This window comes from Arthrobacter crystallopoietes (genome assembly GCF_002849715.1).
GTDB lineage: Bacteria > Actinomycetota > Actinomycetes > Actinomycetales > Micrococcaceae > Crystallibacter > Crystallibacter crystallopoietes.
This window is the reverse complement of sequence record NZ_CP018863.1, coordinates 298,877-311,578: the sequence shown is the minus strand read 5'-3', so window position 1 is coordinate 311,578 and position 12,702 is coordinate 298,877. Positions and strand designations below refer to the sequence as shown.

The following is a 12,702-nucleotide window of genomic DNA, read 5'->3' as shown; positions in this document are numbered from 1 at the left end:
CTGAGGAACGAACGGCTTCGGCCCGTCAGGATGCATTGCATGGAGAGAGGGTCATCGAGGGTATGGCCGCGGGGCGGTGGGAGCGAACGGCTCACCGCTCCGTTGGCCGCCACATCTTTCCTTCCGATCCACAGGGCTTTAGGAGCCCGGGAAGGGGCTCTTATATGGTGGAAACATGGGCCGCAAAGTACTGAAACAGCGCAAGCATGCCGTCTTCGCGGCAGTAATCACCGCAGGACTGATCGGAATAGGCGCCGTTCCGGCGGTCGCCGCCGCCAGCCCAGCGCCCTTTGGAACCTCGGAGACAACCTCGACTAAGGCGTCCACCGGCGCGCATTGTTGGTTCAACGCCGTTACTTCTGCGTCCGCATGCTACGAAACTGAGGCCGCCTTGGACACGGCACTGGAGCAGTTGGGTGTGGACCAGTTGGCCGGAACGGTCGAGCAAACCGTAACCGAGCAGTTGGCTGAACCGGCGTCAACCGCGCAGACGATTAAACCCGCCACAACCACGCAGACGATTGAGCCGGCCATGGCGACCCAGGTGGCTGAGCCCGCCATGGCCACGCAGCGAACCGTGGAACCGGCCGCGGCAACACCAATGACAGCGGAGCCCGCGATGGCAACGCCGGCAACAGCAGTGCCCGCGATGGCAACCCAGCCGACAGTTGAGCCGGCGCCCGTGACCGAAGAGGCGCCGTCGTCGTCGTTGGTTACAGCTGGCATTGTGTACGCGAACGCCGGGTACTCCGGGGCCTCGTACCGGATCCTGAACTACGGGGGCTGCTCCGCGGGCGGCTCGGCCTTCATCAATCTGGCCGACGTCGGCTGGAATGACCGGGTCACGTCCTTCCGCGGGTACAACGGCTGCAACGTGCGGCTGCACGAAGACCGCGACGGCGAAGGGGCTATCTATGGTGACTACCAGTTCTCGAGCTGGATCGGTGCTTTCAATGACGAGGCTTCGTCAGCCAGTTTCTTCGGCTAGATGGCAGTCGATGACGAGCCGGCGGCCGAGGGGCCGCCGGATGAGTCCGCGCTGCTCCGGCGCTGCGGACGCAGGGACGAAGACGCGTTCGGCGTGCTCTACGAGCGCCACGCTGATGGCGTGCTGCGGTACCTGGGCAGGATCACCGGCGACGTCGGAGCCGCGGAGGAGCTTGCGCAGGAAACCTTCTTCCTCATGTGGGAGAAGGCGAAGCGGGTCAAGTGCGTCAACGGCTCCGTGTTCCCATGGCTCTACACCACAGCTAAATATCTGGCGGCGAACCATCTGCGCAAGAAGGGCAACCAGCACATGCTGGACATCGACCGGATGGATATCGGGCGGGTGCTTGCCGAAGTCTCGACCGAAGAGAAGGTCATCGCGCAGGACACCCTCAACCGGGTCCACCGCGCGGTGTCGGCCATGCCCGAAGCCGACCAGCGGATCTTCCTGGTCCACTTCGTCGGCGGCCGCCCGCACGGCGACATTGCCAAGGAACTCGGCCTGACCAAGGCCGCCGTCAAGAACCGGGTGCTGCGTCTGCGCAACCGGCTGAAGAACCAGTTTTCGGACGTGCTCACAGCGGAAGAAGGTGAATAGGAATGGACGAACTCCAGCTCAGTAAAGCGCGCGTGCGCTCGGCGCTGAATGCCCGGATTACGCAGGACATCGCCCGCCACAAACGACGACGGCGGGTGGTCACCGCTGCGGTCGCCGTGCCGGTGCTGGCCGGTTCCGCCACTGCGGGCTTTGCCATTCTGAACCTCACGGACGACCAGAAGCGCTTCACCGCCATCTGCTACATGGGCTCCACGCCCGATGCCCCGCAACAGGAGGCGGGTTTCGCCAGCGGCGGCGAGATCGTGGGCACCAATCCGGACGGCAGCGTCATGGTGGATCTGTCCGGCGTCCCGCAGCGCATCGACCCGCAGGAACTCTGCGGCGCGCTCTGGCGGGAAGCACCGCTGCCGGAGCCGGGACAGTCATCGCCGGAAGAAGCGGCGCCGGGGGAGGGCCGGTCCCAGGAGGGACAGGACCAGCAGGCCCCGGGAAGCGAACCGCCGGCCATGGTGACCTGTATCCGGGATGACTGGCGCTACGCGGTTTTCGCGACGCCGGACGGGCTGCCCGCCAACGTCGAGCAGTTCTGCGAAGCCATCGACATGAAGCCCGGGACGATCGACGTCACGAAGCTCTGAGGGTGTTCAGCGAGTTGCCGCTTCGCTCATTTCGGGCCGCGCAGGCTCTGCTTCCCCGTCGATCGCCTCGGCGGAGCGGTTGCGGGTCAGCAGGAAGAAGCCCGCTGCGGAAATGAGCGCAGCCAACGCCATGGCGATCGCCATGGGCAGGGCATCGTGCTCGCCCGCCAGACCGACGAGTGGCGAAACCGCGCCGGCAAGGATGAACTGGAAAGCGCCGAGGAAGGCGGAGGCGGTGCCGGCGTGCTGCCGCGCTTCACCTAGGGCAAGGGCTGTGGCGTTGCCGTAGATGAACCCCAACGAGCCTTGGAAGACGAAGAGCAGCAGCAGGGTGGGGATCATCGCAACGCCGGTGAACACCACCGTCAGCAGGGCCAAGGTCGCAAGCACGAGAGCGATCACACCGCCGCCGAGCATCTTGCGGAAGTCCACGCGCCCGGCCAGCTTGGTAGCGATGATCGCGGAGATCATGATGGCCAGGGCATTAAGCCCGAAGACCAGCGAATACGTGGTTGTGGACAGGCCCAGAACATTCTGCAGGACAAATGGCGACGCCGAAATGTAGGCGAACATCGCACCGAAGGCGAAACAGAACGTGACCAGGTACCCAACGTAGTTCCGGTTGGAAAGCACGGTCCTGCCGCTGCGGAGCATGGCCTTGAGGCCGCCGCCCTGACGTCCGGACGCCGGGAGCGTTTCCTTGATGAAGCACAGCGCGGCGATGAACATCAGTGCAACCAGGAACGCCACTACCCAGAAGACACCACGCCAACCCAGGCCGGCGATGATGGCGCCGCCGAGCACCGGGGCCAGCACCGGGGCGATGCCAAGGATGATCATCATGACACCCAGCACCTTGGCGGCCTGGACCCCCTTGGCGGAGTCGGAGATGATGGCGCGGGCTAGCACTACGCCGGCGGCGCCGCTCAAGCCCTGGACGAAGCGCGCCGCGATGAGGAGTTCAACGTTGGGCGCAACGGCCGTTCCGATGCTGGCCAGCAGGCAGATGGCGGTGCCGATCAGCAGCGGCTTACGCCGTCCCGTCCCGTCGGACAAAGGACCGATGATGAGTTGGCCGAGTGCCAGCCCGATCAGAAACGTCGTGAGCGTCAGCTGGATGCTGGTGGCCGAGACACCCAGATCGATCGCCATCTGCGGGAAGGCGGGCAGGTACATGTCCGTGGCCAGCGGGCTCACCGCGGTCAGCAGGGCCAGAACCCCGATCACCGTGCCCGTCAGGCGGGTGGCATCGCGCGGGGGAGTTGAAGTCACAGCGGTTTCCTAACCAGGAAGAGAATGGGGGCTGCATTGAATCTAGTTATAACTTTATATATATGTCAAAATATGGACTAGGATGGGACTATGTCGTCGACCACAACCAGTGTTCCCTCCCACGAATTGGGATCGCTGCTGCACTCTCTGTCCTGGACCATCCACCGCATTCTTCCCTCGGCGGCCGGCCTTGATCCGCTGCCCACCTCCGAACTGGTGGTGCTCATGCGCATCCACGCGCAACCGGGTCTGACCGTTTCGGAGCTTGCCGTGCAACTGGGGTTGCGCCAGAGTAATGCCAGTGCCGCAGTGAAGGCGCTGGTTGGCCGCGGACTGGTGGAGCGGAAAACCAGCCCGTCGGACCGCAGGCTGGCCTTGCTCTATCCGACTGAAGTCGCGCAAAAGAACAAGAAGCTCATCGAGGAGGCGTGGTCCGGGTCCATCAGCACCGCCCTGCTGAAGCTTCCGGCCGAGCAGGTCCAAGCCATCGTCGCCGCGGCCGCGGCCCTCGCCGCTCTCGAGGAGGAGTTGCGGGCAGAACTCGCCGCCGCGCAATGACATGCGAGTTTATAAGGAGCATCCAATGAACGACGACGGCGGGCAGCAGTTGGGCGAGGGCGGCTGGACCGAGGTGGTCAAAATCGGGGACACAGTACGCCGGCCGGTCCGACCGTTCACCGCCACCGTCCAGCAGTATCTGGCGCACCTGCATGCCCAGGGCTTCGATGCCGCTCCGCTCCCGCTCGGCTACGACGACGCCGGACGGGAAGTCCTCTCCTACGTCTCGGGCGACATCCCGGTGGAGCCGTTACCCGCCGAAGTAGCGGGTCCGGAGGTGCTGGCCGCGCTGGCCAAGCTCGTCCGCCGGCTGCACGACGCCGCGCAGGGGTGGGTGCCGCCGGAAGGCGCGGTGTTCGGCAGCCTTCCCGGTATCCGTCCCTCAGGCGTTAAGCCACTGTTCGCCAAGCCTGAACTCGTCTCCCATCAGGACTACTGCCCGGGTAATGTCGTCTTCCGCAACGGCCTTCCGGCTGCCCTGGTCGACTTCGACCTCGCCAGGCCGACAACCCGGGTCGCCGACGTCGTCAACGCCCTCTATTGGTGGGCGCCGCTTCTGCACCCGTCAGACCGGGCCCCGGCCCTGGCTGACGCAGACATTCCGGCTCGGGTGCGGCTGTTCGCCGACACCTACGGAATGAACTCCGAGCAAAGAAGCAGTCTGGTCGATGTCGCCATCCGGCGCGGCCGCAACGCAGCGATCACTGCTAAAGCTGCCGCCGACGCCGACCCGGTCTTCCGGCGCTGGTGGGACGAGGGTGTGAAGGACCGGCTGCCCAGGGCCGAAGCCTGGCTCACCGACAACGCGGATCTGATCCGTACCGCCCTCTAGAGTGAAGGCATGACTTCCTCCATCACCGATGTCCCCGGAATCAAGGTCGGCCAGATCCAGCGGATCGGCGAGGGCTGGCTGTCCGGCGTGACCGTGGTGCTGCCGCCGCCGGGAACCATCGGTTCCGTGCACGTGGGCGGGGGAGGCCCGGCCACCCACGAAACCGACGCACTCGACCCGACCACGCTGGTCCCCACGGTGGACGCGGTGGTCCTCACCGGCGGCAGCGCCTTCGGGTTGATCACCGCCCACGGCGCACAGCGCTGGCTTGAGGAGCAGGACAGAGGCTTCCGCACAGACGCCGGCGTAGTTCCAATCGTGCCCGCGGCAGCAATCTTCGACCTCGGCCGCGGCGGCGATGCCAAGGCCCGGCCAACCGAGCAAATGGGGTACGACGCCGCTGCTGCTGCAGGTGCCTCTCCAGACTTTGCGCCGGTACAGCGGGGCAACGCGGGCGCCGGCGCCGGAGCTGCGCTGGATTACCAGCGCTATAAAGGGGGAGTGGGCAGTGCTTCGCTGCGGATGAGCGGGAGCAACACCGAGGTGGTCATCGGTGCAATCGCGGTAGTCAACGCCGCTGGCGCGCCCGTTGGGCTCGGCAGGGAACAGGTCTTGCCCGCGGCCCCCGCGCTGCCGCCGCTCCCCAGCCAAGCGCCGCCACCCACCCATGCGCCGCTGAACACTACGCTTTGCGTCGTCGCCACCAACGCCGTGCTGGATCCCGCCCAGGTCAAGCGCACTGCTTCGGCCTCGCATGCGGGACTGGCCAGAGCGCTCAATCCCTCCCACACACTCGGCGACGGCGATGTGGTCTTCGGCCTAGCCACCGGCGAGAAGCAGCTGGTGCAAGAGGGCCCCGTCACCCCGGTCCTGGAACTGCAGATTTTGGCGGCGGAAGCCGTCCGCCTTGCCATCCTTGACGCGGTGGCGAGTGCCGAGACTGTGGAAACTCCCGCCGTCGTACTTGCAAAGCATCCCGATTTAACTTAAGGCGGCGCGCGGAGTACAGTTATCTGTTGGTTGTCTCTACTTTCGTGCCCGTTGCCGGGCCCGGGGCCGCTCTTTGAGCGCATTCCACCGGAAGTCTAGCGGCAAGCAAAACCCAAAAACTAGCCCCACGCAAGTGGTGGTTACTGACGTTAGCGGAGGATATGGCTAAGAAAGACGGTGTCATAGAGATTGAAGGCACTGTGCAGGAAGCTCTGCCCAACGCGATGTTCCGCGTTGAGCTGACTAACGGACACGTTGTGCTTGCTCACATCTCTGGAAAGATGCGTCAGCACTACATCAGGATCCTCCCAGAGGACCGTGTTGTAGTGGAACTCAGCCCGTACGACCTCTCACGGGGCCGTATCGTCTACCGCTACAAGTAAAGACTTAGCTCCGCGGGCCACCGCGGTAATAGGTAGTTACGCAAGCGACAACTGCAAACGCAAAGGATAACCATGAAGGTCCAGCCGAGCGTCAAGCGGATCTGTGATAAGTGCCAGGTGATTCGTCGCAAGGGCAACGTCATTGTGATCTGCGAGAACCCGCGCCACAAGCAGCGCCAGGGCTAAGCTTCCTGCTTCCAAGCAGGAACTACCCGCGCGTAGTAATTCAATAGGCAGTGCAGCAGGATTTCCTGCACACCCCCGGGCTCGGAGGCCGGGGACCTGGTAACAGGGATGCATTGCTTCAGACCTCCGGATACAACAAGGAGAACCGCCATATGGCTCGTCTCGCTGGCGTAGATATTCCCCGCGAAAAGCGGGTAATCATCGCCCTGACTTACATCTACGGCGTGGGTAAGACCCGTGCAGAGCAGATCGTCGCGGAGACCGGCATCAGCCCGGACACCCGCGTCAAGGACCTCACCGATGCAGAGCTCGTGCAGCTGCGTGATTACATCGAGGGCAACTACAAGGTGGAAGGTGACCTCCGCCGTGAGGTTGCCGCCGACATCCGCCGCAAGGTTGAGATCGGTAGCTACGAAGGTATTCGCCACCGTCGTGGCCTGCCCGTTCGCGGTCAGCGCACCAAGACCAACGCTCGCACCCGTAAGGGCCCGAAGCGCACCGTCGCCGGTAAGAAGAAGACTCGCTAAACAGCGGGTCTGCTAGCTACCAACCAACTTTGTAGGAGAAATATATGCCCCCCAAGACTCGTGGAGCGGTACGTAAGCCGCGTCGCAAGGATAAAAAGAATATTGCGCTCGGACAGGCGCACATCAAGAGCACCTTTAACAACACCATCGTGTCCATTACGGACCCGAACGGTGCTGTCATCTCGTGGGCTTCGGCCGGCGAGGTTGGCTTCAAGGGTTCGCGTAAGTCCACCCCGTTCGCAGCGCAGATGGCTGCTGAGTCCGCTGCAAAGCGTGCCCAGGAGCATGGCCTGAAGAAGGTCGACGTTTTCGTAAAGGGTCCGGGATCCGGACGCGAGACTGCAATCCGTTCGCTGCAGGCCGCTGGCCTCGAGGTTGGCTCCATCTCGGATGTCACCCCCAGCGCCCACAACGGTTGCCGTCCCCCGAAGCGCCGCCGCGTCTAACCAGCCGCCTTTTGGTTCCTTCGGCCGCCGTCGGTCCCCATGTATATGGGAATTACGACGGCGGCTGAAGGTTCCGCTCCCGGCTGTCTAGCCGTTCTTTTCCACCAATTCGTGCTGCGTCATATAGCGGACGCTCGCTGAAAGGAAATCTAAGTGCTCATTGCACAGCGCCCCACCCTTACCGAAGAAGTAGTGGCCGACAACCGCTCACGGTTCGTTATCGAACCGCTTGAGCCGGGCTTTGGCTACACCCTGGGAAACTCTCTTCGCCGCACCCTGCTGTCCTCGATCCCCGGTGCTGCTGTAACCAGCATCCGGATCGACGGTGTGCTGCATGAGTTCACCACCGTTCAGGGTGTGAAGGAAGATGTCACCGAGATCATCCTGAACATCAAGAACCTGGCTGTCTCCTCCGAGCATGACGAGCCCGTGGTCGCCTACCTGCGCAAGCAGGGACCCGGTGTAGTCACCGCTGCGGATATTGCACCGCCGGCCGGCGTGGAATTCCACAACCCGGATCTGCACATCGCCACGCTGAACGAGAAGGGCAAGTTCGAGCTCGAACTGACCATCGAACGCGGCCGTGGCTACGTTTCGGCGAGCCAGAACAAGTCCGGCGACTCGGAGATCGGCCGCATCCCGGTTGACTCCATCTACTCGCCGGTCCTGAAGGTTACCTTCAAGGTTGAGGCAACCCGTGTTGAGCAGCGCACCGACTTCGACCGCCTGATCGTCGACGTCGAAACCAAGGATTCCATTGCACCGCGCGACGCCGTCGCCTCTGCCGGAACCACCCTGGTTGAGCTGTTCGGCCTGGCACGCGAGCTGAACACCCAGGCTGAAGGTATTGAAATCGGCCCGAGCCCCACAGATGCCGCGCTGGCAGCTGACATGGCTCTGCCGATCGAGGACCTTGAGCTGACCGTGCGGTCCTACAACTGCCTCAAGCGTGAGGGCATCCACACCGTGGGTGAGCTCGTTGCCCGCTCCGAGGCTGACCTCATGGACATCCGCAACTTCGGTGCGAAGTCCATCGATGAGGTCAAGGCAAAGCTTGTTGAGCTTGGTCTGTCCCTGAAGGATTCCCCTCCAGGATTCGACCTTGCCGCACGTGCCGCAGCCATCGAAGAGGACGAAGAAGCCTTCGGCGAGGACGAACTCTAAATCGCAAGAATTCTGCCGTCATGGTGCTCTGTAGCGCCACGAGCGGCACCATTTGAGGAGAAAACATAATGCCTACCCCCGCTAAGGGTCCGCGCCTCGGAGGCGGTCCGGCTCACGAGCGACTGATGCTCGCCAACCTGGCCGCTGCTCTGTTCGAGCACAAGCGCATCACCACCACCGTTACCAAGGCAAAGCGTCTGCGTCCGTACGCCGAGCGCCTGGTCACCTTCGCCAAGCGCGGAGACCTGGCCTCGCGCCGTCGCGTGCTGTCCCTGATCAGCAACAAGGGCATCGTCCACGAGCTGTTCACCGACATCGCTACCGCCGTCGAGAACCGTGATGGTGGCTACACCCGCATCACCAAGATCGGCAACCGCAAGGGCGATAACGCTCCCATGGCTGTCATCGAACTGGTCCTGGATCCGGTTTCCCCGAAGCAGGCCGTCGTGGCCGAAGCTGAGAAGGCTGCCGCCAAGTCCGCTCCCGCTCCGGTTGAGGAAGAGGCCGTCTCGGCCGAATCCGCATCCTCCGCTTCGGCTGAGTCGGCTGACTCGCCGGCTTCCGCTCCCTCGGCTCCTTCCGCCGAAGAAGCTGCTGAGGCTTCGGAAGCCGACGAGAAGAAGTAATTCTTCCCGTCTGAATCCGGCTAGCATTTAGAGCATGCATTCCCAGAAGCCCGTTGTCCCGCAACCGGACAGCGGGCTTCTGCGTGTCCGGATGAATTTGGCGTACGACGGCGGTCCCTTCAGCGGGTGGGCAATCCAACCGGGATTGCTGACCGTCCAGGGGGCGCTGGAAGAAGCGCTTGCCACGCTGCTGCGCCGGCCCATCCGGCTGACCGTGGCCGGCCGCACCGACGCCGGCGTCCACGCCCGCGGCCAGGTGGTGCACTTCGACCTGGAACCGGGGGAGTGGGAGTCACTGGCCCGGGGCAAGATGATCGATCCGTCGGCCTCCCTGCTGCGCCGGCTGCGCGGCGTCGTTACCAAGGTCCTCGGCGGCCGCGTCGGTGCGCCGGTGCCGTACCGCGATCTCGCCGGCGCCATCGAAGTCCACACCGCCGAGCTGGCCCCGATCGGATTCGACGCGCGGTTCTCCGCCCTCTGGCGCCGGTACAGCTACCGCATTGCTGACCGCGCCGAGAGCTGGGATCCGCTGACCCGCAACATTACCCTCTGGCACAAGCACGCCCTCGACGTCGACGCGCTGAACTCCGCGGCGGAGCGCATTCTGGGGGTGAACGACTACTTGTCCTTCTGCAAGCCGCGCCAGTTCTCCACCACCATCCGCGAACTTCAGGACTTCAGTTTCACCCGGAATAACGACGGCGTAGTCGTCGCCACCGTGCGCGCCGACGCCTTCTGCCACAACATGGTCCGGGCCCTGATCGGTGCCTCGCTGACGGTCGGGGCAGGGGAGGAGCGCCCGGAGTGGCTGCACGAGCGCCTCGTCGCCAAGGTCCGGGACTCCAAAACCATACTGGCCCCGCCGCATCCGCTCATCCTCGAAGAAGTGAAATACCCGGACGACGCCGCGCTCTCCGGCCGCGCCGAGCAGACCCGGGCCCTTCGCACTTCCGAAGACTGATCTTCAGTCCGCGAGGCCGCAAAATCTTCCCGGCTGACCATTCCTTCCCCGCCAGCGCTGCCGCCCAGCCAAACCCTCGGTTTCTCTTGCCAGCCCTCTCGCTCGATGGCAGACTCTGGTGAACCGGGGATGATGCCCGTTGTGCTGGCGTCGTTCCAAACCCGACCCATCAGGTAACGGCACCAGGAGGCTGCAATGAAGATGCTGCATCAGGTAGTGGACACGGTGGAAGGCCTCGAATTCCTGGACAAGATTGCTGAACCGTATGCTGCGATCGTTCACCGGGTATTGAAGCCGCAAATCCTGCGAAATGTGCTCAGCGGTACCTACGTGGGGCACGCCTTGCATCCGCTACTGACCGACCTCCCCATCGGCGCGTGGACTATGGCCACCCTGCTTGATGGTGTCGGCGGAGAGTCTTCCGAACCGGCGGCTGATCTGTTGGTCATGGCCGGGATTGCCACAGCTATTCCGACTGCTGCATCCGGTTCTAACGACTGGTCCGATACGCAGGGCAAGGAGCGCCGGATCGGACTGTTGCATGCACTGTCGAACTCGACAGCTGTGAGCCTTTACACAGCATCACTCATTGCCCGCAAGAAGGGAAACCGCCGAGCAGGCAAGGTTCTCGGATTGGCCGGCTTCGGGGTCCTAATGGCCGGAGGCTACCTCGGAGGCCACCTGTCCTACTCCAAGGGCGTCAACGTCAACCGCACCGCCTGGCGCGATGGGCCAACCGATTGGCAGGCCGTGCTTGCGGAGGCGGAACTAAGGGAGGGAGATCTGCGAAAGGTGGATCTGGACGGGGTGTCCGTGGTGCTCTACCGTGACGGCGGTCAGATTCATGCCCTGGATAGCGTATGCAGCCACATGGGCGGCCCGCTGGAAGAGGGAACTGTCAGCGACGGCTGTGTCACCTGTCCCTGGCATGGCAGCACGTTCCGGTTGTCCGACGGCGGCATCGTCCGCGGCCCGGCGAGCAATCCGCAGCCGGTCTATGAAGCGCGCGTCATCGACGGCGGGATCGAAGTCCGCCGCTCAACCGACTCCTGAAACCAGCGGCACCATCAGCGTTGCCGCAATCATCGAAGGGCCGAACGGGATCTCTAATTTCCGAGTCAGCACCTTGCCAAGCATGAGGACCAGTATGGCCACCGCGTTCAATATAAACGCCCCGACCAGCACCAGCAACCAAGCGTTCAGCCCAAGGTAGCCCGCATAAAGCCCGACGACGGCTGCCAACTTCACGTCCCCCATCCCCATTCCGCCCGGTTTGATCAGCGCCATGATCAGGTAGACGACGAACATGGCCGCCCCACCCAGCACGCCGCCGAGGAACAGCAGCCATGTACCGCTTATCAGGCTGGCGATCCCGAGCAGACAGAGTGCTCCGAGCAAGAACGGCAAGACAAGCCGGTTCGGCAGCAACTTATGCCGGGCATCGATCGCACCAAGCAGCACTCCCAGCACCGCAAGGTACAAAAGCGCCGGCAGTATTGGGGCAACGTCGAAAATCCACACCAGCAGCCCGCACAAGAACCCGGACAGCAATGCCAGCGGCATTCGCCACCCCTCAGGCAGGAACGTCCTGTCCTCTCGCTGAGCAAGAAGGAAAACGAGCCAGCCTGCGACCGTGCACGCCACGACAGAGCCAGATATGAGCATCAAATTCATAGGTCAAGACCCCGAGAACGTATCCATGAGATTCAGGACTGCGGGGCCCATAACGACTATGAACAGCACCGGGAATATGAAGAAGAGTAGAGGAAAGAGGACCTTGACGGGCAGCTTCATTGCCTTTTCTTCAGCTCGCTGGCGCCGCTTGACGCGCATGACCTTTGCCTGCGTCCTCAGTACGCCACTAAGTGCAATCCCGTAGGCATCGGCCTGCACAATAGTCTTAACAAAACTGCGCAGTTCAGGGACATTGGTTCTGTCCGCCAAGGCAAGATAAGATTCACGACGGCTTCGACCTACTTGCATGTCTTGCAACGTTCGCACCAGTTCTTCGGCCAACGGCCCTTTACCGTTGGCGCCGGCGCGGGCCATAGCAGCTTCAAATCCGAGCCCGGCTTCTACTGAGATAAGCATTTGGTCGAGGGTATTCGCTAGTTGCATCTGTATGGACTGCTGGCGTTCAAGGCCTTTGCTGTAGAGCATCAGATCCGGAGCGAAGTAGCCCAACAGAGTCAGGAAGATCCCAAGAAAGACCGTGGTTGACGTAGGGCTGGTCTTGATCATGAGGAACGCCAGAAGTGCACCCAAACCAGCCAATGCGGGCTTCGCCGCCAGCAGTCTATTCAACGGCATCGTCGCGGGGCGGCCTGCCAGGGCCAAAAACTGGTCCAGCTTCTTGGCATAACCGGAAGGTGTTAGTCGTTCGCCGAGCTGATACAGAGGTCCCAGATCACGGCGGCTTGAGGGGCCCTCGGCTTCGAAACCACGCCTAAGATTGGCTCGTACCGCATGCAACCCCTTCTTGTCGTGAGCCAAGAGGGCCCACGCGACATACGTCACGGAGCAGCAAATGAGTAGTGCGCCTGTCACAACGAGTAGATTCATTTCACGCCGCC

17 protein-coding genes are annotated in these 12,702 nt (G+C 63.1%); 14 read left to right on the top strand and 3 right to left on the bottom strand.

What is annotated here, in order from left to right; all coding sequences use genetic code 11:
* Positions 1-175: 175 nt before the first annotated feature.
* Genes AC20117_RS01445 through AC20117_RS01435 form a run of 3 tightly spaced genes read left to right on the top strand, consistent with a single transcriptional unit; the run spans position 176 to position 2,184 of the window.
* On the top strand, positions 176-988 hold the full coding sequence (locus AC20117_RS01445) for a hypothetical protein (protein WP_074701307.1): 813 nt from the start codon (positions 176-178) through the stop codon (positions 986-988).
* Positions 989-1,585, top strand: coding sequence for an RNA polymerase sigma factor (locus AC20117_RS01440; protein WP_074701308.1), 597 nt, complete (start codon positions 989-991; stop codon positions 1,583-1,585). It begins immediately after the preceding gene.
* Positions 1,586-1,587: 2 nt separating this feature from the next.
* On the top strand, positions 1,588-2,184 hold the full coding sequence (locus AC20117_RS01435) for a hypothetical protein (protein ID WP_074701309.1): 597 nt from the start codon (positions 1,588-1,590) through the stop codon (positions 2,182-2,184).
* A 6-nt stretch (positions 2,185-2,190) separates the two neighbouring features.
* Here AC20117_RS01435 and AC20117_RS01430 read toward each other — a convergent pair whose 3' ends face one another.
* A complete protein-coding gene (locus AC20117_RS01430; RefSeq protein WP_083339784.1) occupies positions 2,191-3,456 on the bottom strand; it encodes a multidrug effflux MFS transporter in 1,266 nt (421 codons plus the stop codon).
* A gap of 90 nt (positions 3,457-3,546) precedes the next feature.
* Here AC20117_RS01430 and AC20117_RS01425 point away from each other — a divergent pair, with 90 nt between their 5' ends.
* The 11 genes from AC20117_RS01425 to AC20117_RS01375 all read left to right on the top strand — a co-directional run bounded on the left by AC20117_RS01425 (position 3,547) and on the right by AC20117_RS01375 (position 11,182).
* Entirely contained in the window at positions 3,547-4,014 is a 468-nt protein-coding gene (locus AC20117_RS01425; protein WP_074701310.1) for a MarR family winged helix-turn-helix transcriptional regulator, read from the top strand.
* A gap of 25 nt (positions 4,015-4,039) precedes the next feature.
* Positions 4,040-4,846 (top strand): phosphotransferase, encoded by an 807-nt coding sequence (locus AC20117_RS01420; RefSeq protein ID WP_236777413.1) that lies wholly within the window; start codon positions 4,040-4,042, stop codon positions 4,844-4,846.
* A 9-nt stretch (positions 4,847-4,855) separates the two neighbouring features.
* The gene (locus AC20117_RS01415; RefSeq protein WP_074701312.1) at positions 4,856-5,836 is read left to right on the top strand and encodes a P1 family peptidase; all 981 of its coding nucleotides are present in this window, start codon (positions 4,856-4,858) and stop codon (positions 5,834-5,836) included.
* Between the two features lie 161 nt (positions 5,837-5,997).
* A complete protein-coding gene (gene infA / locus AC20117_RS01410) occupies positions 5,998-6,219 on the top strand; it encodes a translation initiation factor IF-1 (RefSeq protein ID WP_005267757.1) in 222 nt (73 codons plus the stop codon).
* Positions 6,220-6,291: 72 nt separating this feature from the next.
* On the top strand, positions 6,292-6,405 hold the full coding sequence (gene rpmJ / locus AC20117_RS01405; RefSeq protein ID WP_005267758.1) for a 50S ribosomal protein L36: 114 nt from the start codon (positions 6,292-6,294) through the stop codon (positions 6,403-6,405).
* A 152-nt stretch (positions 6,406-6,557) separates the two neighbouring features.
* On the top strand, positions 6,558-6,932 hold the full coding sequence (gene rpsM, locus AC20117_RS01400) for a 30S ribosomal protein S13 (RefSeq protein WP_074701314.1): 375 nt from the start codon (positions 6,558-6,560) through the stop codon (positions 6,930-6,932).
* Between the two features lie 44 nt (positions 6,933-6,976).
* Entirely contained in the window at positions 6,977-7,378 is a 402-nt protein-coding gene (gene rpsK / locus AC20117_RS01395; RefSeq protein WP_074701315.1) for a 30S ribosomal protein S11, read from the top strand.
* 153 nt (positions 7,379-7,531) lie between these two features.
* Complete coding sequence (locus AC20117_RS01390) at positions 7,532-8,542, top strand: DNA-directed RNA polymerase subunit alpha (RefSeq protein ID WP_074701316.1); 1,011 nt, start codon at positions 7,532-7,534, stop codon at positions 8,540-8,542.
* A gap of 68 nt (positions 8,543-8,610) precedes the next feature.
* Positions 8,611-9,168 carry a 50S ribosomal protein L17 gene (rplQ, locus tag AC20117_RS01385; protein WP_074701317.1) on the top strand — a complete coding sequence of 186 codons (558 nt, stop codon included), beginning with the start codon at positions 8,611-8,613 and terminating at the stop codon, positions 9,166-9,168.
* Between the two features lie 34 nt (positions 9,169-9,202).
* Positions 9,203-10,129 carry a tRNA pseudouridine synthase A gene (locus AC20117_RS01380; protein WP_074701318.1) on the top strand — a complete coding sequence of 309 codons (927 nt, stop codon included), beginning with the start codon at positions 9,203-9,205 and terminating at the stop codon, positions 10,127-10,129.
* Positions 10,130-10,324: 195 nt separating this feature from the next.
* Positions 10,325-11,182 (top strand): Rieske (2Fe-2S) protein, encoded by an 858-nt coding sequence (locus AC20117_RS01375; RefSeq protein ID WP_074701319.1) that lies wholly within the window; start codon positions 10,325-10,327, stop codon positions 11,180-11,182.
* On the opposite strand, the gene AC20117_RS01370 is transcribed toward AC20117_RS01375, so the two are convergent.
* Together AC20117_RS01370 and AC20117_RS01365 are read right to left on the bottom strand one after the other, a co-directional pair.
* Entirely contained in the window at positions 11,168-11,692 is a 525-nt protein-coding gene (locus tag AC20117_RS01370) for a prepilin peptidase (protein ID WP_158300425.1), read from the bottom strand. The two genes, AC20117_RS01375 and AC20117_RS01370, sit on opposite strands and share 15 nt — an antisense overlap.
* A 114-nt stretch (positions 11,693-11,806) precedes the next feature.
* The gene (locus AC20117_RS01365; RefSeq protein WP_074701321.1) at positions 11,807-12,691 is read right to left on the bottom strand and encodes a type II secretion system F family protein; all 885 of its coding nucleotides are present in this window, start codon (positions 12,689-12,691) and stop codon (positions 11,807-11,809) included.
* Positions 12,692-12,702 lie beyond the last annotated feature (11 nt).